The sequence below is a fragment of the Caulobacter sp. AVps18 genome (genome assembly GCF_058681425.1).
In genome coordinates this window covers 2417634-2441348 of the sequence record NZ_CM178737.1, presented here as the reverse complement: position 1 = coordinate 2441348, position 23715 = coordinate 2417634, and the positions used below count along the sequence as shown (strand labels likewise).

General features: G+C 66.7%; 11 protein-coding genes. 4 read left to right on the top strand and 7 right to left on the bottom strand.

Translation table 11 applies throughout. The features are described 5' to 3' along the window. Positions 1 to 22 precede the first annotated feature (22 nt). The 4 genes from ACW179_RS11035 to ACW179_RS11020 are packed head-to-tail and all read left to right on the top strand — an operon-like array spanning position 23 to position 4249. Positions 23 to 1555: an acyl-CoA carboxylase subunit beta gene (locus tag ACW179_RS11035; protein ID WP_492064298.1), complete on the top strand. Its 1533-nt coding sequence runs from the start codon at positions 23 to 25 to the stop codon at positions 1553 to 1555. Continuing rightward, complete coding sequence (locus ACW179_RS11030) at positions 1552 to 1851, top strand: hypothetical protein (RefSeq protein WP_492059565.1); 300 nt, start codon at positions 1552 to 1554, stop codon at positions 1849 to 1851. The genes ACW179_RS11035 and ACW179_RS11030 overlap by 4 nt, the downstream gene beginning before the upstream one ends. Then, positions 1851 to 3845 (top strand): acetyl-CoA carboxylase biotin carboxylase subunit, encoded by a 1995-nt coding sequence (locus ACW179_RS11025; protein ID WP_492059564.1) that lies wholly within the window; start codon positions 1851 to 1853, stop codon positions 3843 to 3845. Before ACW179_RS11030 ends, ACW179_RS11025 begins: the two co-directional genes overlap by 1 nt. Further along, the gene (locus ACW179_RS11020) at positions 3845 to 4249 is read left to right on the top strand and encodes a MerR family transcriptional regulator (RefSeq protein ID WP_492059563.1); all 405 of its coding nucleotides are present in this window, start codon (positions 3845 to 3847) and stop codon (positions 4247 to 4249) included. Before ACW179_RS11025 ends, ACW179_RS11020 begins: the two co-directional genes overlap by 1 nt. A 13-nt stretch (positions 4250 to 4262) precedes the next feature. Here the strand turns inward: ACW179_RS11020 and ACW179_RS11015 are convergent, their stop codons facing one another. The 7 genes from ACW179_RS11015 to ACW179_RS10985 all read right to left on the bottom strand — a co-directional run bounded on the left by ACW179_RS11015 (position 4263) and on the right by ACW179_RS10985 (position 23579). After that, positions 4263 to 5900 (bottom strand): hypothetical protein, encoded by a 1638-nt coding sequence (locus tag ACW179_RS11015; RefSeq protein WP_492059562.1) that lies wholly within the window; start codon positions 5898 to 5900, stop codon positions 4263 to 4265. Further along, a complete protein-coding gene (locus ACW179_RS11010; RefSeq protein WP_492059561.1) occupies positions 5897 to 7933 on the bottom strand; it encodes an O-linked N-acetylglucosamine transferase, SPINDLY family protein in 2037 nt (678 codons plus the stop codon). Before ACW179_RS11010 ends, ACW179_RS11015 begins: the two co-directional genes overlap by 4 nt. 152 nt (positions 7934 to 8085) lie before the next feature. Next, positions 8086 to 14760 carry a beta strand repeat-containing protein gene (locus tag ACW179_RS11005; protein WP_492059560.1) on the bottom strand — a complete coding sequence of 2225 codons (6675 nt, stop codon included), beginning with the start codon at positions 14758 to 14760 and terminating at the stop codon, positions 8086 to 8088. 406 nt (positions 14761 to 15166) lie between these two features. Further along, entirely contained in the window at positions 15167 to 15895 is a 729-nt protein-coding gene (locus tag ACW179_RS11000) for a response regulator (RefSeq protein WP_492059559.1), read from the bottom strand. 191 nt (positions 15896 to 16086) lie between these two features. Beyond that, positions 16087 to 19326 (bottom strand): autotransporter domain-containing protein, encoded by a 3240-nt coding sequence (locus tag ACW179_RS10995; protein ID WP_492059558.1) that lies wholly within the window; start codon positions 19324 to 19326, stop codon positions 16087 to 16089. Positions 19327 to 19509: 183 nt separating this feature from the next. Further along, positions 19510 to 19983 (bottom strand): low molecular weight protein-tyrosine-phosphatase, encoded by a 474-nt coding sequence (locus ACW179_RS10990; RefSeq protein WP_492059557.1) that lies wholly within the window; start codon positions 19981 to 19983, stop codon positions 19510 to 19512. Further along, complete coding sequence (locus ACW179_RS10985) at positions 19980 to 23579, bottom strand: hydantoinase B/oxoprolinase family protein (protein ID WP_492059556.1); 3600 nt, start codon at positions 23577 to 23579, stop codon at positions 19980 to 19982. Before ACW179_RS10985 ends, ACW179_RS10990 begins: the two co-directional genes overlap by 4 nt. Positions 23580 to 23715: the final 136 nt, after the last annotated feature.

Genomic DNA, 23715 nt, shown 5'->3' with positions numbered 1-23715 from the left:
CCTTGTGATCATGAGCTCGCCCTTGCAGTCGATACTTCAGGAACTGGACCGCCGTCGCGAGCAGGCTCGTGCGGGCGGTGGCGAGAAGCGAGTGGCCTCGCAGCACGCCAAGGGCAAGCTGACGGCCCGTGAGCGGATCGACCTGCTGCTGGACGAAGGTTCGTTCGAGGAGTTCGACATGTTCGTCGAGCACCGCTGCGCCGATTTCGGCATGCAGGACCAGAAGATCCCCGGCGACGGCGTGGTCACCGGCTGGGGCACGATCAACGGCAAGATCGTCTATGTGTTCTCCAAGGATTTCACGGTGTTCGGCGGTTCGCTGTCGGGCGCCCATGCCGCCAAGATCGTCAAGGTGCAGCGCCAGGCCATGAAGGTCGGCGCGCCGGTGATCGGCCTGTTCGACGCCGGCGGTGCCCGCATCCAGGAAGGCGTCGACAGCCTGGCCGGCTATGCCGACATCTTCATGGAGAATGTGCTGTCCTCGGGCGTGATCCCGCAGATCAGCGTGATCATGGGCCCCTGCGCCGGCGGCGATGTCTATTCGCCCGCCATGACCGACTTCATCTTCATGGTGAAGGACACCAGCTACATGTTCGTGACCGGTCCTGACGTGGTCAAGACCGTCACCAACGAGGTGGTCACCGCCGAGGAACTGGGCGGGGCCCGGGTGCATGCGGCCAAGTCGGGCGTGGCCGAGGGCGCGTTCGAGAACGACCTGGAGGCCATGACCCAGGTGCGCCGCCTGGTCGACTTCCTGCCCTCGTCCAACCGCGAGCCGGCCCCGGAGCGGATGAGCTTCGATGAGCCCCTGCGCGAGGAAATGAGTCTCGACACACTGATCCCCAGCGATCCGGGCAAGCCCTACGACATGAAGGAACTGATCCTGAAGATCGTCGACGAGGCCGACTTCTTCGAGATCTCCAGCGAGTGGGCCAAGAACATCATCTGCGGCTTTGCCCGCATGGACGGCGAGAGCGTTGGCATTGTCGCCAACCAGCCGCAGGTGCTGGCCGGGGTGCTGGATATTGACTCCTCGCGCAAGGCCGCGCGCTTCGTGCGCTTCTGCGACGCCTTCAACATCCCGATCATCACCCTGGTCGACGTGCCGGGCTTCATGCCGGGGACCAAGCAGGAGTATGGCGGCCTGATCAAGCACGGGGCCAAGCTATTGTTCGCCTATGCCGAGGCCACGGTTCCGAAGATCACCGTCATCACCCGCAAGGCCTATGGCGGGGCCTATGACGTGATGAGCTCCAAGCATCTGCGCGGCGACCTCAACTATGCCTGGCCCACCGCCGAGATCGCGGTCATGGGGGCCAAGGGAGCGGTCGAGATCATCTTCCGGGCCGAGGCCAAGGACCCCGTCGCCCTGGCCGCCCGCGAGGCCGAGTACAAGGACGCCTTCGCCAATCCGTTCGTCGCCGCCAGCCGTGGCTATATCGACGACGTGATCATGCCCCACGGCACCCGCCGTCGCATCGTCCGGGGGCTGAAATCGCTGAAGGGCAAGGAACTCTCCAACCCCTGGAAGAAGCACGACAACATCCCGCTATGAGCCCCTCCGACGATCACTCCGGGCGCGAGGATCTCGACGCCCTGCTCGCCGGCTTTGACGGCGCAAGCGTGCCGAGCCCCGGGCGGTCAGCGCAGCTGTGGCGCGTCGGTCGCTGGCTGCGGGCCCAGGGCGCATCCCGCCCCCGTTCGCTGCACGCCGTTCGCGACGACGCGATCATCGTCAACGGCCAGATCCTGTCCATCGACCGCTTCGGCCAGATCCAGAACCTGTCGGCCCTGCGCCGCACGACCGCTCCGGCCTGCCCCCCTTCTGCCTGCCAAGGAAGTTTCCGCTGATGTTTTCCAAGATCCTGATCGCCAACCGGGGCGAGATCGCGGTTCGGGTGATCAAGACGTGCCGCCGGCTGGGGATTGCGACGGTGGTGGTCTATTCGGACGCCGATGCGGGGTCGCTGGCGGTCGAGATGGCCGACGAGACGGTGCATATCGGGCCGTCGCCGGCCAATCAGAGCTATCTGGTGGCCGACAAGATCATCGCCGCCTGCAAGCAGACCGGGGCCCAGGCCGTGCATCCGGGCTTTGGCTTCCTGTCGGAGAACGCCGGCTTTGCCCAGCGCTGCGCCGATGAGGGCCTCGTGTTCATCGGCCCCAATCCCGGCGCGATCAGCGCCATGGGCGACAAGATCGAGAGCAAGAAGTTCGCCCAGGCGGCGGGCGTGTCCTGCGTGCCGGGCCATATCGGCGAGATCGACGACACGGCCCACGCCATCACCATCTCCGAGCAGATCGGCTATCCGGTGATGATCAAGGCCAGCGCCGGCGGCGGCGGCAAGGGCATCCGGGTGGCCTGGACGCAGCAGGACGTCGAGGAAGGCTTCCCGGCCGTGCGCGCCGAGGCCAAGGCCAGCTTTGGCGATGACCGCATCTTCATCGAGAAGTTCATCGTCTCGCCGCGCCACATCGAGATCCAGGTGCTGGGCGACAAGCACGGCAATGTGGTCCACCTGTTCGAGCGCGAATGCTCGATCCAGCGCCGCAACCAGAAGGTCATCGAGGAGGCCCCGAGCCCGCTGCTCGACGAGGCCACACGCGCCGCCATGGGGGCCCAGGCCGTGGCCCTGGCCAAGGCCGTCAACTATGACAGCGCCGGCACCGTCGAGTTCGTGGCCGGCCAGGACAAGAGCTTCTTCTTCCTGGAGATGAACACCCGCCTGCAGGTCGAGCATCCAGTGACCGAACTGATCACGGGGCTTGATCTGGTCGAGCAGATGATCCGCAGCGCCTGGGGCGAGAAGCTGGCCTTCGAGCAGAAGGACCTGAAGATCAACGGCTGGGCCATCGAGAGCCGGATCTATGCCGAGGATCCCTACCGCAAGTTCCTGCCCAGCATCGGGCGGCTGGTGCGGTACGCCCCTCCGGAGGAGGGACAGCGTGACGGCTACACGGTGCGCAACGACGCCGGCGTCCGCGAGGGCGACGAGATCTCGATGTTCTACGACCCGATGATCTCCAAGCTCTGCACCTGGGCGCCCACACGGATCGCCGCCGTCGACGGCATGGGCCGGGCCCTGGAAGACTTCCACATTGAGGGCCTGGGCCAGAACATCCCGTTCCTCAATGCGGTGATGGACCAGGAGCGGTTCCGCTCCGGTCAGCTGTCGACCAACTACATCAAGGACGAATTCCCCGACGGCTTTGCGGGCACTGAAGCGACGCCGGCCCAGATCGACATCCTGACAGCGGTCGGCGCGGCCATGCAGCGGGTCTATGCCGCACGAGCACGGTCCGGCGGAGCCCTGGCCTCCGGGCCGGTGCGCGACGAATGGGTGGTGGCCGTCGGCCACGCCAAGCGCCGCGTAAAGCTGTCGGGCGACACCGAACTGAACGTCGAGTTGCTCGACGAGGCCCGCACCCTGACCCTGAGCGCCATCGCCTGGCGTCCCGGCCAGCCGACCTTCCGGGGCCTGCTGGACGGCGCGCCGTTCACGGTGCAAGTCGCTCCCGCTGCCGAGGGCTTCGACATTCGCCACCGCGCCGCCAAGGCCCGGGTTCTGGTGCTGTCGCCCCGCTCGGCCGAACTGCACGACAAGCTGCCCGAAAAGCAGGCGGCCGATACCTCCAAGCTTGTCCTGTCGCCCATGCCGGGCCTGGTGGTCAGTATGGACGTCGCCGTGGGTCAGCAGGTCCGCGAGGGCGAGGTGGTCTGCGTACTCGAGGCCATGAAGATGCAGAACATCATCCGCGCTGAACGCGACGGCGTCGTCAAAGCCGTCAACGCCAAGGGTGGGGACCCCGTCGCCGCCGATCAGGTCCTTGTGGAGTTCAACTGATGACCTTCACCCACGCCCAGTCTTCCGCAGACGCCGTTCGGCTGCCCGCCCGGGTTTCGACCGGCGAGGCCCTGTCGGTCCTGACCCCGATCAACGTCCTGGCCGAGCGGCTGGGCGTCACCTCCCGGGCCCTGCGCCACTATGAGGCCATCGGCCTGGTGGCGGCCCGCCGGGGTACCCGCAGTGTCCGCTTCTACGACCGCGACGCCGTCGACCTGCTGGAGGCTGTGACCCTGCTGCGCAGCGTCGATGTGCCGATCGCCGACATTCGCGACGTCATGCGCCACCGCGGTGATCCGGTCGCCTATGACGCGGCCCTGAAGGCCGTACTGGCCCAGGCCCTGCAGGAGCGCCGACGCTGCGCCGCCACCATCGAAGGCCTGATCGAGGCGATCGGGGCCTGACGCCGGGCGAGCTTTAGCCCAGAACCCGGGGATCGTGCTCGAGGCTTGACGTGTCGAAGCCGTGATAGAGCGACAGGAACCGGAACGGGTGCTCCTGATAGCTGCCGAACATCACATTGTTGATGTCGCTGGCGGTGTCGAACAGGGCCAGGCGCGCCTCGGGAACGTGCCGCCGCAGGTGATGGCGGGCCACCGTCAGGGCCACCTGGTCAATCCAGCGCGTCACCTCGGGCCGGACCAGATGCCGGTCGAGATAGGTCCGCAGATAGTCGAGCAGGACCGCCGCCCCTTTTGAAGGTTGGACCAGAACCAGATTGGCCGTCAGGCGCGAGGCGACGGACGTGTTCGAGAAGTTCTCGTTGAACACCACGTCGACCCCGGCATGCTGTTCCAGCAGGTCGGACACCCCGCGCTGCAGCAGCAGATCGATGTCGGAAACGAAGACCGGGCGGTTCAGCACGTCCAGTAACGGGCCGAGCCTCTGGAAGCGCACCGACTGGTAGTGGGCCACCGGCAGGGTGATCAGGCCCTTGGGCGGAGAGTCATAGACCTTGATCGTCACCGCGGCGGGATCGAAATCATCCCCGACGAACACCACCCGCTCATCAGTAATCCCGACCGTTGCGATCGCGGCCGCCAGCCGGTCGGCCCCGCCGATCACATGGATCACGACCAGACACGGCACGTCGCAGTGGCGCAGCACCGACAAGGCGTACCAGCGGGCATAGAGGGCGACATAGGCCTCATCCGCCGCCGCGAAGAAGGCGGCCTGAACCCCGAGGCGCTCAGAGTGGGCGGCAAGGCCGGCATCATCCAGCATCTGTCCGGTCGCCGTGACATAAAGCTGGACCGGATCGACCGGGCGCGCGGGCGTGGGGGCGCGGATCGAACCAATGTCGAGGGCGTCGGTCAGCAGCTTGTAGGCCTTGATCCAGCCCCACCACTCGGAGTCTTCGGGCACCGAGCCCTGAAAAGCCCGGGCTGCGGTTTCCATGCGGGCCAGCAGGTCAAGATCGGCGTCTGAAAGGTGCTGCCGGCACAGCAGCAGGCTCATGCCGTCATGCAGTTCCCGCAGGCGCATCAAGGGATGCATCCCGGCGTCCGGCGAGAAGCCCAGGGTCACCCGGTGGCGGATCTCGGTCTCGACGTCACCGTCGTCCCGGGCCTGATCGGCCAACAGGGTCAGGGCGGTGATGTGATCCGGCTCCAGCTCGTGCAGGATCCGGGCAAACCGCACGGCCTCTTCGGTGTTGCCGAGGGTTTGGTGGCAGGCCATGGCGGCGGTTACCCGTGGCGCGATCTGCGGCGTCAGGATCGCCAAGGCCGAAGCATAGGGCGCGGCCGCCGCCACATCCCCCTTGGCCACGCAGGCGTTAAAGGCGGTGGCCCCGGCGGGGATCAGGGACTGAACCTGCAGCGTCAGGGCGTCCAGATCTCCCAGGTCATCGCGGGCGGCGTCCAGGGCCCGCAAGCCACCCAGCACATCGCCCCGCGCGATCAGGGCCTGACAGAAGCCTGTCCAGGCCCGGGTCCGGTCGCATTGGCCTGTGAGCAGGTGTCCGTAAAGGGTCAGGGCATCATCAGCGCGCCCCTCGGTCAGAAGCCGGTCGGCAAGGTCGAGGACGGTCTCGCCGGGCCCGGGCCCGGTCAAGCGCCCTGCCCCTCGGCCGCCGCAACGTCCTCGGGGCGCCAGAGCCGTCCGTCCGGATGCAGCGGGCGCATCTGGTGGCGACGCGCCAGGCCCCGGCGGTAGAGGCCGTCGAGATCAGGCTCGACCATCATGTCCCGAGCATCATGGTCCGCAGCCAGTCCGACCTCAAGATAGTCCTCGAGATTGGCCAGATCGGGCCTGGGCCGCGCGCCCGCCTGGTACTCGCCGACCATGTCGTGGAATAGGTCCTCCAGGCTGCGGGTCAGCAGGTCCATGTCGAACAGGACGCAGGTGTCACGCCCGGCCTGCAGCCGCTCGCGCAGGGCCCGGGCCGCTGCACGGTCGTGGCCGAGCTCGACGGCCAGTTCGACATAACGACCGGCGTCCTCACAGACGAGTTCGGGAAGGCCAGCCGAGCGAACCAGACTGCCGCAAACCCGAGAGGCGAAGCTGCGACCCGACAGGGTCAGGACCGGAACCCCCATCCAGAGGGCGTCAGAGGCCGTGGTGTGGGCGCCGTAGGGCGCGGTGTCGAGGAACAGATCGGCCAGCGGATAGCGGGCCAGATGCACCGGATTGGGCTGCTTGGGCGCAAAGACCAGACGTGACCGGTCAATCCCCGCCTGTTCGGCCCGCTCAGCCAGCCGGCCGTTGGTCTCCGGATGGCTGTCCAGCAGCCACAGCACGCTGTTCGGGGTCCGGCGCAGGATCTCCATCCAGCGGTCAAAGACGAACGGCGTGAACTTCTGGGTGCCGTTGAAGCAGCAGAATACGAAGGCGTCTTCAGGCAGGCCCGCATCGGCGCGGGTCGGGGTTTCGGCTGCCACGATCCGCTTGCGATCATTGGGCTGGTAGCTGGGCAGGCGGCGAACGGCTTCCGAATAGTAGCGCTCGGCCTCGGGCGGGATGATCCACGGGTCGGCGATGACATAGTGGTGGAAGGCGCTGCCCATGGTCCCGGGAAAGCCCAGCCAGTTGACCAGGATCGGTGCAGGGCGGCGGGCAAAGACGGCCGTGCGAGCGTCGCGCGTATGGCCGTTGACGTCGACCAGGATGTCGATCTGATCGTCAGCAATCCGGCGGGCGGCGACATCGTCGCTCATCGTGCGGATATCGATGAAGTGCTCGACCGCTGCCCGGGTGCGGGCATTGAGGGCGTCGCTGGATTCGGGACCGCAATAATAGGCGAAGACCTCGACCCGCTCGCGGTCATGCAGTTCGAACAGCTCGGCCATCAGATAGCCGACGGCGTGGTCGCGCAGGTCCGAGGAGATATAGCCCACCTTCAGCCGCCGCCCGGCCAGGTCGATGGGCGCGTCGCGGCGCTCTACGATGATCGCGTCGGGATCGCCCCCCGCCTCTCGGGCCGTGAACCGGGTCGCCGCCGCCAGCTGCAGCCAGGGATCATCGGTATAGGCGGCCATCGACAGAGGATGGAAACCGAGCAGCAGAGTAAGGCGGTCGACCCGCTCCCAGGGCGCAATCGGCGGCCACTTGCACTGGCTCAGACGCACGGCGACCAGTTGGCCGATCGTGTCGGTCTGGCTGGGATCGAGATCGGCGCAACGCCAAAGGGCCGTTTCGGCGCGATTGCTCTGCTGGGCCTCCAGAAGGGCGCGGGCGATCTGCTTCATGGCCCCGAAGGCGTAACCGACATTGCCCCCGGTCAGGGCCATGGGACGATTGGCGCCGTCGTTCCAGGTGGCGATGGCGGCCTCAAGGTTTCCTGCCCGCTCCCGCAGGCCGCCCAGATTGATGTAGGCGGGCAGGAAGTCGGGGTTGAGCGCAACGGCGCGCTCCAGGTGGACCATCGCGGCCTCGGCCCCACTGACGTTCAGCGTGGCGCAGTTGAAGTGCGCGATGAACAGCTGGGGGTGATCGGGATTGAACTGGATCCAGACCTTGTAGATCTGCTCGGCCAGTGCGGGCTGTCCGTCGGCGACGAAGGTCCCGGCGGCGTTGATCAACTGGCTCAGCGAAAAATCGCCGGCCGTGATCTTGGCGAGAACGGCGAGGACGTCGGTTTCGGCCATGGTCATCTCGAATGGAGGCCGCCTTCAACGCGGCCGAGTCACGCCGCCAGACGATGCCATGGCGCGAGCGCCAGACCAATGGCGAGACACGGTTGGGTCAGCACAGGTCGGCGTCGCCGGGGAAAACCGGCGACGCCTTAACGTCCGTGAGATCAGGTCACATCCAGATAGGCGACAGTCTGGTCGCCGTTCAGGCTCTGCACCTGGGTGGTGGTCAGGGCGTTGGCCTGAGTGCTGGTCATGGCCAGGATGCTGGTCGTGGTCAGATAGTCGATCTGGGTCGTCGACAGGCCAATGACCTGGGTGGCCTGCAAAGATCCGACCTGGGTCGTGGTCAGGGTGCCGATCACGGTCGTGGACAGCGAGCCCAGCTGGCTGCTGGTCAGGGCCGAGATCTGCGTTCCGGCCAGTTCGCCAAAGTCGGTTTCCGACAGGCCCCGCACCTGGGTGGCGGTCAGGCCCTTGATTTGGGTGGTGGTGAGCGCGGCCGTTTGGGTTTCGCTGAAGGCCGAGATGTTGGTGGCAGACAGTGAAGCCAGTTGGGTGGTGGTCAGGGCGGAGACCTGGGTATCGGCCAGTTCGCCGATATCGGTGGTCGTCAGGCTGGCCAGCTGCGAGGTGGTCAGGCCCTTGATCTGGGTCGCGTTCAGCACCGCCACCTGGGTGTCGCCCAGGGCCGAGAAGTTGGTCGTCGACAGCGCCGCAATCTGGGACGAGGTCACCGAGCCGATCTGGGTTGTCGACAGCGCCCTGACATTGGTCGAGTCGAGCGCCGCGAACTGGGCCGTGGTCAGGGCACCGACCTGGGTCTCGGACAGCTCACCGATGTCGGTGGCGTTCAGGCCCTTCACCTGGGTGGTGGACAGGGCCTTGATCTGGCTGACGCTGAGGGCTGCCGTCTGGGTGGCATCCAGCGCCGAGACATTGGTCGCCGAGAGCGCCGTCAGCTGGGTCGCCGTCAGGGCTCCGACCTGGGTGCCGGCCAGCTCGCTGATGTCCGTCGTCGTCAGGGCAGACATCTGCGAGGTGGTCAGAGCCTTGATCTGGGTCGCATTCAGGGCCGCCGTCTGGGTCGCGTCGAGGGCCGAGATGCCGGTCGGCGTCAGCGAACCGATCTGGGTCGCCGTCAACTGGCCGATCTGGGTCGCCGACAGTTCACTGACGTCGGTGGCGGTGAAGGCCTTCAGCTGGGTGCTGGTCAGGGCCTTGACCTGGGTATCGGCCAGGGCCGCGACCTGGGTGCCGTTGAGCGTCGAGATATTGGTCGCTGAAAGCGCCGCCAGTTGCAGGATCGTCAGGGCCGCAATCTGGGTATCAGCCAGGTTGGTGACGTTGGTCGAGGTCAGGCCGGCGACCTGCGATGCGGTCAGGCCCTTGACCTGGGTCGCGTTCAGAACCGCGAACTGGGTATCGGCCAGCAGCGAGACGTTCGTGGGCGAGATGCCGGCGATCTGGGTCGCGGACAGGGCCGTGATCTGGGTCGTCGACAGTTGCTGGACGTTGGTCGCGGTCAGGGCACCGACCTGGGCCGAGCTCAGCGCTCCGACCTGGGTCGATGACAGTTCGCCGATGTCGGTGATCGACAGACCCTTGATCTGGGTAGTGCTCAGCGCCTGGACCTGGGTGTTGTTCAGCACCGCGATCTGGGTATCGACCAGGGCCGAGATATTGGTCTCGGACAGGTTCTTCAGCTGATCGGCCGTCAGGGCGCCGACCTGGGTGGTCGAAAGCTCGCCGACGTCGGTCGTCGTCAGACCCTTGATCTGGCTGGCCGTGAGCCCCTTGATCTGGGTGGTGGTCAGGGCCGCCATCTGCGTGGCGTCGAGCGCCGAGACGTTGGTGGCCGACAGGGCCGCGATCTGGGTCGCTGTCAGAGCCCCAACCTGGGTATCGGCCAGTTCGCTGATATCCGTCGTCGTCAGGCCAGCCAGTTGCGAGGTCGTCAGACCCTTGATCTGGGTCGCGTTCAGCACCGCAACCTGAGTGCCTTCAAGCGCCGAGACATTGGTCGCCGACAGGGCGGCGATCTGTATGGCGCTGACCGCGCCGATCTGGCTGGTCGACAGGGCCTTGATGTTGGTCGAGTCGAGCGCGGCGAACTGGGCCGTCGTCAGGGCACCGACCTGGGTCTCGGACAGCTCGCCGATGTCGGTGGCGTTCAGGCCCTTCACCTGGGTGGTGGACAGAGCCTTGATCTGGCTGGTGCTCAGCGCCGCCGTCTGGGTCGCATCCAGCGCCGAGACATTGGTCGCCGAAAGCGCCGTCAGCTGGGTCGCCGTCAGGGCACCGACCTGGGTCCCGGACAGCTCACCGATGTCGGTCGTCGTCAGGGCCGCCAGCTGCGAGGTCGTGAGCCCCTTGACCTGGGTTGCCGTCAGGGCCGCTGTCTGGGTCGCATCCAGGGCCGAGATATTGGTGTTCGACAGAGCGCCGATCTGGGTCGCGGTCAGGGCCGCCACCTGGGTTCCGGCCAGCTCGCTGATATCGGTGGTGGTGAAGCCCTTGAGCTGGGTGGAAGTCAGGCCCTTGACCTGGGTCTCGGTCAGGGCAGCCACCTGGGCGCCATCAAGCGCCGAAACGCCCGTGGCGGTCAGGGCACCGATCTGGGTCGCGGTCAGGGCCGCCACCTGGGTATCAGCCAGATCGCCGATATTGGTGGTGGTCAGGGCGGTGAGTTGCGAGACCGTCAGGCCCTTGACCTGGGTGGTGCTGAGGGCTGCGAACTGGGTGTCAGCCAGCAGGGTGACATTGGTGGCGCTGATCGCCCCGATCTGGGTCGCCGACAGGGCCTGGACCTGGGTGGTCGACAGCTGCTGCAGGTTGGTCGAGGACAGGGCGCTGACCTGGCCGACGCTGAGCGCACTGACCTGGGTTCCGGACAGCTCGCCGATGTCGGTGACTGACAGGCCCTTCAGCTGGGTGGTCGAGAGGGCCTGGACCTGCGTGGTGGACAGGGCCGCAACCTGGGTATCGGCCAGGGCCGAGATATTGGTCTCCGACAGGGCCTTCAGCTGATCCACGGTCAGGGCGCTGACCTGGGTGGTCGAAAGCTCGCCGATGTCGGTTTCCGACAGGCCCTTCAGCTGGGTTGAAGTCAGACCCTTGATCTGGGTGGCCGTCAGGGCCCCGGTCTGGGTCGCGTCGAGGGCCGAGACGCCGGTCGCCGTCAGCGCACCCAGCTGGGTCGCCGTCAGGGCTCCGACCTGGGTGGTGTCCAGCTCGCCGATATCGGTGGCGTTCAGGCCCTTCAACTGGGTCGCCGTCAGGGCCTTGATCTGGGTGGTGGTCAGGGCCGCCGTCTGGGTCGCATCAAGGACCGAGACATTGGTCGCCGACAGCGATCCGATCTGGGTCGCGGTCAGGGCCGCCACCTGGGTATCGGCCAGATCACCGATGTTGGTGGAGGTCAGGGCCGACAGCTGCGAGGTCGTCAGACCCTTGACCTGGGTCGAACTGAGGGCTGCGAACTGCGTATCAGCCAGCAGCGTGACATTGGTGGCGCTGATCGCCCCGATCTGGGTTGCCGACAGGGCCTGGACCTGGGTGGTCGACAACTGTTGCAGGTTGGTCGAGGACAGGGCGCTGACCTGGGCGACGCTGAGCGCGCCAACCTGGGTCCCGGACAGTTCACCGATATCGGTGACCGACAGGCCCTTCAGCTGGGTCGATGTGAGGGCCTGAACCTGGGTGCTGCTCAGGACAGCCACCTGGGTGTCGGCCAGGGCCGAAATGTTGGTCTCTGACAGAGCCTTCAACTGATCGGCCGTCAGAGCGCCGACCTGGGTGGTCGACAGCTCACTGATGTCGGTGGTCGAAAGGCCCTTCACCTGGGTGGCCGTCAGGGCCTTGATCTGGGTCGTCGACAGGGCGGCCGTCTGGGTGGCGTCCAGCGCCGACACGTTGGTCGCGCTGAGCGAAGTCAGCTGGGTCGCCGTCAGGGCCGAGATCTGGGTCGCGGCCAGTTCGCTGATGTCGGTGGTCGTCAGCGACCTGAGCTGATTGGCCGTAAGACCCTTGATCTGGGTCGCGTCCAGGGCTGCCGTCTGGGTGGCATCCAGCGCCGAGACGCCGGTCGCGCTGAGGGCCCCGATCTGGGTCGCGGTCAGCGCTCCGACCTGGGTATCGGCCAGTTCGCTGATGTCCGTCGTCGTCAGCCCGGCCAGTTGCGAGGTCGTCAGACCCTTGATCTGGGTCGCGTTCAGCACCGCAACCTGAGTGCCTTCAAGCGCCGAGACATTGGTCGCCGACAGGGCGGCGATCTGTGTGGCGCTGACCGCGCCGATCTGGCTGGTCGACAGGGCCTTGATGTTGGTCGAGTCGAGCGCAGCGAACTGGGCCGTCGTCAGGGCACCGACCTGGGTCTCGGACAGCTCGCCGATGTCGGTGGCGTTCAGGCCCTTCACCTGGGTGGTCGACAGGGCCTTGATCTGCGTCGTGCTCAGCGCCGCCGTCTGGGTCGCATCCAGCGCCGACACATTGGTCGCCGAGAGCGCCGTCAGCTGCGCGGCCGTCAGGGCCCCGACCTGGGTCCCGGACAGCTCACCGATGTCGGTTGTCGTCAGGGCCGCCAGCTGCGAGTTGGTCAGACCCTTGATCTGGGTTGCCGTCAGGGCTGCCGTCTGGGTCGCATCCAGGGCCGAGACATTGGTGTTCGACAGAGCGCCGATCTGGGTCGCGGTCAGGGCCGCCACCTGGGTCCCGGCCAGCTCGCTGATATCGGTGGTGTTGAAGCCCTTGAGCTGGGTGGAGGTCAGGCCCTTGATCTGGGTCTCGGTCAGGGCTGCGACCTGGGTGCCATCGAGGGCTGAAATGCCGGTGGCGGTCAGGGCACCGATCTGGGTCGCGGTCAGGGCCGCCACCTGGGTATCAGCCAGATCGCCGATATTGGTGGTGGTCAGGGCCGACAGCTGCGAGATCGTCAGGCCCTTGACCTGGGTCGAGCTGAGGGCCGCGAACTGGGTGTCGGCCAGCAGGGTGACATTGGTGGCGCTGATCGCCCCGATCTGGGTCGCCGACAGCGCCTGGACCTGGGTGGTCGACAGCTGCTGCAGGTTGGTAGAGGACAGGGCCCCGACCTGGGCGACGCTGAGCGCACTGACCTGGGTGCCGGACAGTTCACCGATATCGGTGACCGACAGGCCCTTCAGCTGGGTGGTGGACAGGGCCTGAACCTGGGTGGTGCTGAGGGCAGCCACCTGGGTATCGGCCAGGGCCGAGATGTTGGTCTCTGACAGGGCCTTGAGCTGGTCCGCCGTCAGGGCGCTGACCTGGGTGGTCGACAGCTCGCCGATGTCAGTGGTCGTCAGACCCTTCAGCTGGCTGGTCGTCAGCCCCTTGATCTGGGTGGCCGACAGCGCCGCCGTCTGGGTCTCATCCAGGGCCGACAGGCTGGTATTGCTCAGCGAACCGATCTGGGTCGCGGTCAGGGCCCCCACCTGGGTGGTGTCCAGCTCGCCCATGTCGGTGGCGTTGAGCCCCTTCAACTGGGTGGTCGTCAGGGCCTTGATCTGGGTGGTGTTGAGAGCCGCCGTCTGGGTCGCATCCAGGGCCGAGATGTTGGTGGCCGAAAGTGCGCTGATCTGGGTGGCTGTCAGGGCCCCGACCTGGGTATCGGCCAGCTCGCCGATGTCGGTGGTGGTCAGGGCGGCCAGTTGCGAGGTGGTCAGGCCCTTGATCTGGGTCGCATCCAGTACCGCGACCTGGGTGCCCTCAAGCGCCGAGACGCCGGTGGCGCTCAGGGCCGCGATCTGGGTGGCCGCCACAGCCGTGATCTGGGTGGTCGACAGCGCCTTCAGATTGGTGGTGTCCAGCGCCGCGAACTGGGCCGTGGTCAGGGCCCCGACCTGGGTCGTGGACAGCTCACCGATATCGGTGGCGTTCAGCCCCTTCACCTGGGTGGTCGACAGGGTCTTGATCTGGGTCGTCGAGAGCGCCGCCGTCTGGGTGCTGTCGAGGGCCGACACATTGGTCGCCGACAGCGAGGCCAGCTGAACCGTCGTCAGCGCACCGACCTGGGTCCCGGCCAGCTTGCCGACGTCCGTCGTGGTCAGGGCCGCAAGCTGCGAGGCGACGAGACCCTTGATCTGGGTGGTGCTGAGCGCCGCCACCTGGGTTTCGGCCAGAGCGGCGACGCCCGTGGTGGTCAGGGACCCGATCTGGGTCGCCGTCAGGGCGCCGACCTGGGTGCTGGACAGCTCGCCGATGTCCGTGGCGGTAAGGCCACGGATCTGGCTGGTCGAGAGGCTGGAAATCTGCGTGGTGGTGAGCGCACCAACCTGGGTGGCGTCGAAGGCCGAAACGCTGTCAGCGGTCAGCGAGCCCAGCTGGGTGGCGGTCAGGGCCGCGACCTGCGTGTTGGCCAGTTCACCGATATCGGTGGTGGTCAGCCCCTTCAGTTGCGAAGCGCTGATCCCCTTGATCTGGGTGGCATTGAGCGCCGCCACCTGGGTATCGGCCAGGGCGGAGAAATTGGTCGCCGACAGGACCGAGACCTGGGTCGCGCTGAGAACGGCGATGTGGGAGGTGTCGAGCGCGGCCAGCTGGGTGGAGGTCAGGGCCTGAACCTGCTGCCCGCTCAGCGTCGTCAACTGGCTGACGTCGAACACCACGGTCGGCGAAAAGCGCGGGATCTGGGTGGTCGCCAGAGCCTTAATCTGGGTCGTCGAAAGGGCTCCGACCTGGGTAGAATCCAGAACCGCGATGCCGCTGGTGCTGATCGCCCCAATCTGGGTGGAGCTGAGCGACTGAATGTCGGTCGTGGACAACGCCTGAATGGCGGTGGCCGGCAGCGCCGAGATTTGTGCGGCGGAGAGGCTCGAGATCGACATTCAACTATCCTGGTCGAGGGTTCGCGTCAGGCGGGCGCGAAACACATGCAACGGATCGGGGACGCACCGAAAACGCGTGCGCTTACTAGACTCATTACAGGTCCATCTTTCGTTAAGCTTATTTCCTTTCCAACAGGTTTCAACGGGACATCCCGACGCAGAGGCAGACGCCCCTTCTTGTCGCCCTAGACAAGAATGTGCATCTGATCAAATCCACCTAAACGCGTTCAATATCAAGGGGTCTACCCGCCAATGAAACGACAGGCCTGGGAAGGGATGCGCAGGAACTCGCCTCACAGGAGAACCCGTCGGAGAGACAAATTCACGGTAGGGGCCACGAGAATCAGATTTCACGGGTCGCAGGCGATTCGAAGACGCTTGAGGGACCGACTCGCCAAGAGCTGAATCAGTCGGCGGAGACGCGCTCAACCGTGGCGGCCAGCAGATAGCCCTCATAGCGCACGGTGCGGATCAATTGCGGGCCGCCCTCGACGTGGCTCAACTTGGATCTCAGGCGGCTCATGGTGACATTGATCTGCTGGGAGCCGGCGCGCGCCTCGCCGCCCCGGGGCCCCTGCATCAACTGTTCGCGAGTCAGGATCTGCTGGGGCTTGGAAACCAGCGTCCAGAGCAAGTTGAACTCGGCGGACGACAGATCCACCACGCCGCCGAACGGATCGAATAGCTGATGGGTGGCGACGCTGAGACGCCAGCCGTTGAAACGAAAGACCGTCGAGCGGTCATCATCCTGGCCCGGCCGGCCGCAATCGCGGCGGCGGCGCAGCACCGAGCGGATTCGGGCCAGAAGCTCGCGCGGTCGGTAGGGCTTGGCAAGATAATCGTCGGCGCCGATCTCCAGCCCCACCACGATGTCGCTTTCCTCTGCGAAGACGCTGACCACCACCACACCCGGCGAAGGATTGCGGTTACGCAGGCGACCGCAGACCGCAAGGCCGCCCTCGTCGGGCAGCATGATGTCTAGCACAACGACATCGACCTCGATCTCACTGAGAATGCGATCCATCTGTCGTCCGGATGAGGCGACCAGCACCTCATATTCGTGACGGGTCAAAAATTCGCTCAGCGAAGAGCGTGCTTGTAGATCGGAATCGAGGAGAAGAATTCTTTGACGCACAGCCGAAATACTTCCGATACCTTGGACATCGGAGAGATATCAGCCGAGCTTGGCGGCAGGATTTCATTTCTAACGGGTTTGTAACGAAACCCGCTTGAAACGGTGGCCGGAATGTGGCGACCGGGCTCTGAGCTCAAACCTCTGGAGCGTAGCGGCCGCCGAACTCGCTCACACTTTCGGCTACTAGACTCCTAGAACATCGCCCGGCCCGAGAAGCGCAGATTGTACCTGGTCTGCTTGCGCGAAGCTTCGGCGCCGCCCTCCAGCGCCAGGTACGACATCGCCGAGCCGGCCCGCAGCGCAAAGCCCAGGGTGACCGCGCCCTGCTTGTCATCGACCGAGGACAGCACGAAGGGCGTGCCTCCCTGGAAATGAGCCACCGTGTCGCCGATATCGCCGGCCAGGGTCTGGCGATAGCCGACGCGAACCTCGGGCCGCCACCAGACGTCCTGGCCAAAATTGCCCCCCAGCACGACGCCCGCATCGCCGCTGAGATTGCTGAACTTGCGCGCATCGACGATCAGGTCAAAGCCGTCACCGCCCCCGCTTTCCACGCGCTGACCCTCGCTGAAATACACATAGTCCAGCCGCATCTCGGGACGGGCATAGAAGCGGCCCAGAGGCTGCTCATAGGATATGCCTGCAAAGGCATTGGCCGTGGTGCCGGTCCAGTGGGCGCTGTTGGTGCGGATGACGTCGGCGGTTGCGTCGCCGTCGACATCCTCGCTGATGAAGCTGCGATCCCCGGTCAGCCAGCCATAGCCGCCGCCGCCGCCCAGGTTGAAGCGCCAGCCGCCCACTGCGCGCCGCCAATAGACCCCTGCCTGGACGAAGGAAGAGTTGGTCCCCTCCCCGACCTTGGCCACCACATCGTGCTCCTCGATCGTGACCAGGGCCAGGGTCACGCCCAGCGCGCCGCCAGCGTCGCCCATCGCCTCATAGCCCGCCACGAAACCCAGGGCCTGGGTGTCGGAGCCCAGGGTATCGTTGCTCTCGCGCCGGACCAGGGTGTTGATCTGCTGCACCCAAACGCTGTCGGGTCCATAGCGCTCGCCCTTGTCGGGACGGATGGCGGTCGCGGCCGAGATCTGCTGGTTCACCGACTGCAGGGCCGAAAACAGCCCCTCGCCCTGGCTGGGCAGCATCTGGTTGTAGAGATTGTAAAAGCCGTCGCTGGTGTTCTGGTTCAGGAAGGCCCCGGCGATGTCGTCATCGGCCGACAGGGCCGCGAAGACGGCGTCATAGGCGGCGCTTTGCGACACCGTCATGCCGGCCTCGGCCGCCGTGCGGCGACGCACGTCCACATAGACGCTGTTGTCGGCCGCATAGGCCTTGGCGACATAGAGATAGGGCGCGTCGCCCAGCAGGCCCTGGCTGATCGTGCCGGCGGTCAGGCTGCCGGCCGAAACCACCTCATAGGTGGAAGCGTCGGTCAGCAGGTTGTTGAGCACCAGACCCAGCTTGGCGCCGGTGGTGATGCTGGCGGTCTCGACTACGAAACGCGTAGCGGTCCCCACATCCGGATCGACGCTGAAGATCAGCTTGCTCTCTGCCCCAAGGGTCAGGCTGGTGGCCTTGATGTCGCCGGTGTTGAGCAGGCCCAGCGAGCCGGCTTCCACCGTGACGTCCAGCCGCCCGTCAGTGTCCGAAAGGGTGGTCAGAACCGAAGCGCCACCATCGACGACCAAGGTGTCGGCTCCGACACCAAAGGCGATCTCGCCAAGCATCGCCCCGTTCAGGATCTGCAGGCTGTCGTTGCCCGAACCCAGCAGAACCTTGCCGACTATGGACGGCTCGTCGGCGTCGTCCACCCCGTCGCCGTCGGTATCGGTGTCGGCCACGTCATCGTCGTAGTCGTCGCCATCAATGACGCCGGACTGGATGATGGTCACGCCGGTGGTGTTGCGGCTGACGTCGATGGCCACGGCCTTGCCGGTCACCGTCTCGTCGTCGGCGTCGTCATTGTCGTCATCGAGATCATAGTCATCGTCAGTGGCGGCGACATAGGCGGCGATGGCCCCGGTATTGGTGATGCTGGTCAGGGTCCCGGCATTGTCGAGAATGGCGTAGGCGCTGCCGGCCTCCCCGGCCACCGAGGCGCTGATCGTTCCGGCGTTGATCAGGCTGGTCGCCGAGGCCCCCTGCTCGATCACCACGCCACGCGCCGCGTAGTCACCCTCCGAGACCGTGTAGCCGCTGATCGATCCGGTATTCCAGATCGTTTCGGCCACCGCCCCGGCCTTCAGGCGCAGGGCTGTGGTCTGGGCCTCATAGGATGAACTGCTCAGCGATCCGTCCAGCCGTACCCCGCCGGTGACGAGCGTCGAATAGCCCGTGTCGCCGCCGATCTGCACGGCCGTGGTCTCGACATTATCCAGCGAGCCATAGGCGCCGACCGAACCCTTGATGATCAGGCCATAGGCGTCGCCGCCCGTTCCGACTGCGCCGAGGGTCACGGTGTTGCTGTTCGAGCCGATCAGCAGGGCCGGAGCGCCGCCATAGACCGAGACCGCCGCCGTGCCCTCCTCGCTGTCAGTGACGCCGTCGCCGTCCTCGTCATCGCTGGTGTCGTCATTGGTGTCGGTAGGGGGCGCGTCCAGCAACACGCCGCCCGAGACATCCGCAGTCACCCGGACGGCCGAGCCGCCCTCCAGCACATCGTCCGCGTCCAGCAGGGCTCGGTCGTCGGGGTCAGTGATGCGGCTGGTATAGCGATAGCCATAGGCCGTCACCGAGCCCTGGACGACGAAGGCCCCGTCGATGGCGGCGTCGACTGCAACGCCGGTCGCGCCCTCGCCGATGGCCGAGACCGAGCCGTTGATCGTCAAATCGCCCGTCACCGGCGCGCTGACCCGGACGCCATAGCTGCGGTCGCCGGTAACGCTGATCGTGCCGTCGTTGACCAAGGCACCGATCAGGCCGGTCTCAAGGCTGATCCCGTACGAGTCGTTGCCCTCGACAAGGATCGTGCCCTCATTGGTGATCTCGCCGGTGAAGGCGTCAGTCCCGGTCAGCCGGACGCCATAGCGCCCGGAGCCTTCAGCCCAGGCCCCGTCATAGTCGCCGTCGCTGTCGTCGTCGGCATAGGTGTAGTCCTCGGTCAGGCTGATCGAGCCGGCGCTGAGCAGCGTGCCCGTGCGACCGCCCAGCACCAGCACCCCGACAGAGTCGTTGATCCCGACACTGGCCAGACCGCCGTTGTTGGTGACCAGATTGTTGCTGTCCAGGGTGACAATGGGGCCCGCCACGCTGAGGGTGATGACCCCGTCGGTGGTGATCTTCACATCGTCGGCCGCGCCGCCATTCGGTGCCGATGTGCTGATGGCCGTCGTACGAGTGCTGCTGGTGACCTCCACCTCGGCGAAGGCCACGCCGGCGGAGGCGAGCAAGGGGGCGGCGGCTGTGGTGGCGACGAGAAACTTGCGCAGCATGGAAGGACCTTCGAGACAACGGTCGAAGGCCTAGCGAGGCTGGGTGGCCGAGGCGTGTCCGGCTTGTTGCCCGACAGTTGGGCGCGGAAATCTGGCGTTTCGGAGCGCCAATCCTCGCAAGCTTTACAGATGGCTGGGCGGTCCCCTTGGCGCCTCGCGATCAGGGCTGGCCGGCGCCGAAGGTCAGATCTCGCCGTGCCGGAACCGCCGCGCCAGGTCGCGCGCGGCCAGCGACACCTCGCTCCAGGTCACGTCGAAACCTGCGTCGTCGCCGTAGTAGGGATCAGCCACGGCCCGCCCCTCCAGCCCCGGCCCGTAGTCGAGCAGCAGGCCGAGACGCGCTGTGCCCTCCGCCGGCATCAAGGCCCGCAGGTTGCGCTGATTGTCGTGATCGAGAGCCAGGATGAGGTCGAAGCGGCGGAAGTCCTCAGCCGTCACCTGACGGGCGCGCTGGCCACTGATATCGACACCCTGGCGGCGCGCGGCAGCGATGGCGCGCGGATCGGGCGGTTCGCCCGCATGCCAGCCACCGGTCCCGGCCGAGTCCGCCACCACGTCGAGACCGATGGCCCGGGCTTCATGTCGGAAAGCCCCCTCGGCCAAGGGCGAGCGACAGATGTTGCCCAGACAGACGAACAGCACCGACGGTTTGTTCATGCCTGCCCCCAGCCGCCGCCGCCCGGCGTCTCGATGACGACGGAGTCGCCCGCTGCAATCTCAACGAGATCGGTGGCGGTCATCGCCTGAACCGAGCCGTCCGCCCGCTCGACCCGCGCCTTGCCGACCGCGCCCGGCTGGCCGCCCGCCAGCCCGAACGGCGGCACACGGCGGCGGTTGGAGAGCAAGGTGGCGGTCATCGGCTCGCGGAAGGCGATCCTGCGCACCACGCCATCACCGCCGTGATGCTGCCCTGCCCCGCCCGAGCCGCGCCGGATCAAGAAGGCCTCGACCAGCACCGGATAGCGGGTCTCCAGCACCTCGTGATCAGTCAGGCGGCTGTTGGTCATGTGGGTCTGGACGGCATCGGTGCCGTCGAAGTCCGGCCCCGCCCCCGAGCCGCCGCAGATGGTCTCGTAGTACTGGCGGCGCTCATCGCCGAAGGTGAAGTTGTTCATGGTGCCCTGGGCCCCGGCCATCACGCCCAGCGCGCCGTACAGCGCATCGACCACCACCTGGCTGGTCTCGACATTGCCGGCCACCACCGCCGCCGGATAGCGCGGACGCAGCATCGAGCCTTCGGGAATGACCAACTGCACCGGCCGCAGGCACCCGTCGTTCATCGGGATTTCGTCGTCGACCAGGGTCCGGAACACGTAAAGGGCCGCCGCCCGGCAGATCGAGGCCGGGGCGTTGAAGTTGGTCGGGACCTGGTCGCTGGTGCCGGCAAAGTCGACGCGGGCCGTTCGGGCCTCGCGGTCCACCGTGATCGCCACCTTCACCACGCTGCCGTCGTCCAGTTCATAGGCGAACGCGCCGTCATTGAGGGTCGCCAGCACCCGGCGGACCGCCTCTTCGGCATTGTCCTGCACATGGGCCATGTAGGCCTCGACCACGTTCTGGCCGAACTCGGCGACCAGCCCGGTCAGGCTTTCCGCGCCGCGCGCACAGGCGGCGATCTGGGCTTTCAGGTCGCCGATGTTCTGGTCCGGATTGCGGGCCGGCCACTTGCCCGACGCCAGCAAGGCGCGGGTCTGGGCCTCCAGGAACCGCCCGCCTTCGACCAGCAGGAAGTTCTCGATCAGAACCCCCTCCTCCTCGACCGTGCGGCTGCCCGGCGGCATCGAGCCCGGCGTGATCCCGCCGATATCGCCCTGGTGGCCGCGCGCGGCGACGTAGAACAGCAGGGTTCCGGCCGCGTCGAACACCGGCATGACCACCGTGACGTCCGGCAGATGGGTGCCGCCGTTATAGGGCGCGTTGAGCATGTAGACGTCGCCGGGCTTCATGCCCCGGCCATCCCCCTCGCGCGCCTCGCGGATGGCCCGCACGCTGTCGCCCATCGAGCCCAGATGCACCGGCATGTGCGGGGCGTTGGCGATCAGGTTTCCATCGCGGTCGAACAGGGCGCAGGAGAAGTCCAGCCGCTCCTTGATATTGACCGAATAGGCGGTGTTCTGAAGGGCAAAGCCCATCTCCTCGGCCACGGCCATGAAGAGGTTGTTGAATACCTCCAGCATCACCGGATCGACCTTCGTGCCGATGGCGCGGCGGGTCGGCAGGGCTTCGATGCGGTCGAGGATCAGGTTCAGGTGGACGTCAACTGTCGCGCGCCAGCCGAGCTCGATCACGGTCGTGCCGGTGGCTTCGCGGATGATGGCGGGGCCTTTGATTTCGACACCGACGGCGAGGGCTTCGCGGTCAAAGACCGGCGTCGACCTCACCTGCCCGGCCATGCGGACCTCGACGTCGGCCAGGGGCCTGGCCTCGCCCTTCAGAGCGGTCCCGAGGGCCGGTTCGGCCCCACTATCGGCGTGCCCAACGGCCTCGACCGACAGGGTCTCGACCACCAGGGCCGTGCTCGGCGAAGTGAAGCCGAACCGCCGCTGGTGCATCGCTTCAAACGCAGCGCGAACTTCGGCCTCACCGCCCAGCGGCACGACCAAGGGCGTGTCGGTTCCGGCATACTTCACGCGCAGGGTGGCCAGGGTTTCGACCGAGGCCACGGGCACGCCCTGGGCCAGAAGCGCCGCGCGGGCTTGGGTCGACAGACGGCTCGCCTGTTCGCTCAGGTCGGCTGCGGCTTCGGCCAAGGCCCGCTCCACCGTTGCCTCGCGGATCAGGCGCAGGTCGGCCAGCCCCATGCCGTAGGCGCTGAGCACCCCGGCGAAGGGATGGATCATCACCTTGGTCATGCCCAGGGCGTCGGCGACCAGACAGGCATGCTGCCCGCCCGCTCCACCGAAACAGGCCAGCACATAGCGGGTGACGTCATAGCCGCGCTGGATCGAGATCTGCCGCACCGCCTTGGCCATGTTCTCGACGGCGATGGTGATGAAGCCCTCGGCGATGGCTTCCGAAGACATGGCCTCACCGGTCACGGCGAGGATCTGGGCGGCCAGGGCGTCGAAGCCATCGGCAACCGCCTCGACATCCAGCGGCTGGTCGGCACCGGGTCCGAAGACCGCCGGGAAGAATTCCGGCCGCAGCTTGCCCAGCATGACATTGCAGTCGGTGACCGTCAGCGGCCCGCCCCGGCGATAAGCCGCCGGTCCCGGCACGGCCCCGGCCGAGGCCGGACCCACCCGCAGCCGCGCGCCGTCGAAGCTGCAGATCGAGCCGCCGCCGGCCGCCACGGTGTGGATGTTCATCATCGGGGCGCGCATCCGCACGCCGGCCACCACGGTCTCAAAGGCTCGCTCGTACTCGCCCGCATAGTGGCAGACGTCTGTGGAGGTGCCGCCCATGTCGAAGCCGATGACGCGGTCAAAACCCGCCTGGGCCGCCGTGCGCGCCATGCCGACCACGCCGCCGGCCGGACCCGACAGGATGGCGTCCTTGCCCCGGAAGGCACGGGCATCGGTCAGGCCGCCGTTCGACTGCATGAACAGCAGCCGCGTATCCTCTCCCAACTCGCTGGCCACCCGGTCGACATAGCGGCGCAGGATCGGCGACAGATAGGCGTCGACCACGGTGGTGTCGCCGCGCCCGACCAGCTTCATCAGCGGGCTGACCTCGTGGCTGACCGAGACCTGGGTGAAGCCGATCTGCCGGGCAATGGCCGCGACGCGGGCCTCGTGATCGGTGAAGCGAAAGCCGTGCAGCAGCACGATGGCGATGGCCCGGAACCCTTCATCGAAAGCGGCCTGCAGACCTGCCCGCGCCGTCGCCTCGTCCAGCGGCCGCAGCACCTCGCCTTCGACCGTCATCCGCTCGTCGATCTCGATGACGCGGTCATAGAGGGCTTCGGGCTTGACGATGTGGCGGTCAAACAGCTTCGGCCGCGCCTGGTAGCCGATGCGCAGGGCATCGGCGTGACCGGCGGTGATCGCCAGCACGGTCGGTTCGCCCTTGCGCTCCAGCAGGGCGTTGGTGGCCACCGTGGTCCCCATCTTCACCGCCTCGATGGATGCGCCCTCCGGCAGCAGGGCGCGCACCCCCGCTACAGCGGCGTCGGCATAGTGTTCGGGATTTTCCGACAGCAGCTTGTGGGTGACCAGCGACCCGTCGGGACGGCGCGCGACAATGTCGGTGAAGGTGCCGCCCCGGTCGATCCAAAACGCCCAGCCGCGCAGGTTCTGATCGTCAGCGGTCATGGGGTGGCGAGGCTCCAGTTGCTCCTGAGCCTCTTACCCCTTCCGCTCTTCCCGGCGAAGGCCGGGACCCAGATTCATCCAGAGAGTTTGGGGTGGGCGCGCCATCGGCCTCGACAAGATCCACCACGCCCAGGGT

Bases quoted from the DNA above. Each gene is read 5' to 3' on its own strand.
- ACW179_RS11030 (WP_492059565.1), top strand. From the start codon at position 1,552: ATGAGCCCCTCCGACGATCACTCCGGGCGCGAGGATCTCGACGCCCTG.
- ACW179_RS11010 (WP_492059561.1), bottom strand. From the start codon at position 7,933: ATGGCCGAAACCGACGTCCTCGCCGTTCTCGCCAAGATCACGGCCGGC.
- ACW179_RS10985 (WP_492059556.1), bottom strand. From the start codon at position 23,579: ATGACCGCTGACGATCAGAACCTGCGCGGCTGGGCGTTTTGGATCGAC.
- ACW179_RS11025 (WP_492059564.1), top strand. From the start codon at position 1,851: ATGTTTTCCAAGATCCTGATCGCCAACCGGGGCGAGATCGCGGTTCGG.
- ACW179_RS10995 (WP_492059558.1), bottom strand. From the start codon at position 19,326: ATGCTGCGCAAGTTTCTCGTCGCCACCACAGCCGCCGCCCCCTTGCTC.
- ACW179_RS10990 (WP_492059557.1), bottom strand. From the start codon at position 19,983: ATGAACAAACCGTCGGTGCTGTTCGTCTGTCTGGGCAACATCTGTCGC.
- ACW179_RS11020 (WP_492059563.1), top strand. From the start codon at position 3,845: ATGACCTTCACCCACGCCCAGTCTTCCGCAGACGCCGTTCGGCTGCCC.
- ACW179_RS11005 (WP_492059560.1), bottom strand. From the start codon at position 14,760: ATGTCGATCTCGAGCCTCTCCGCCGCACAAATCTCGGCGCTGCCGGCC.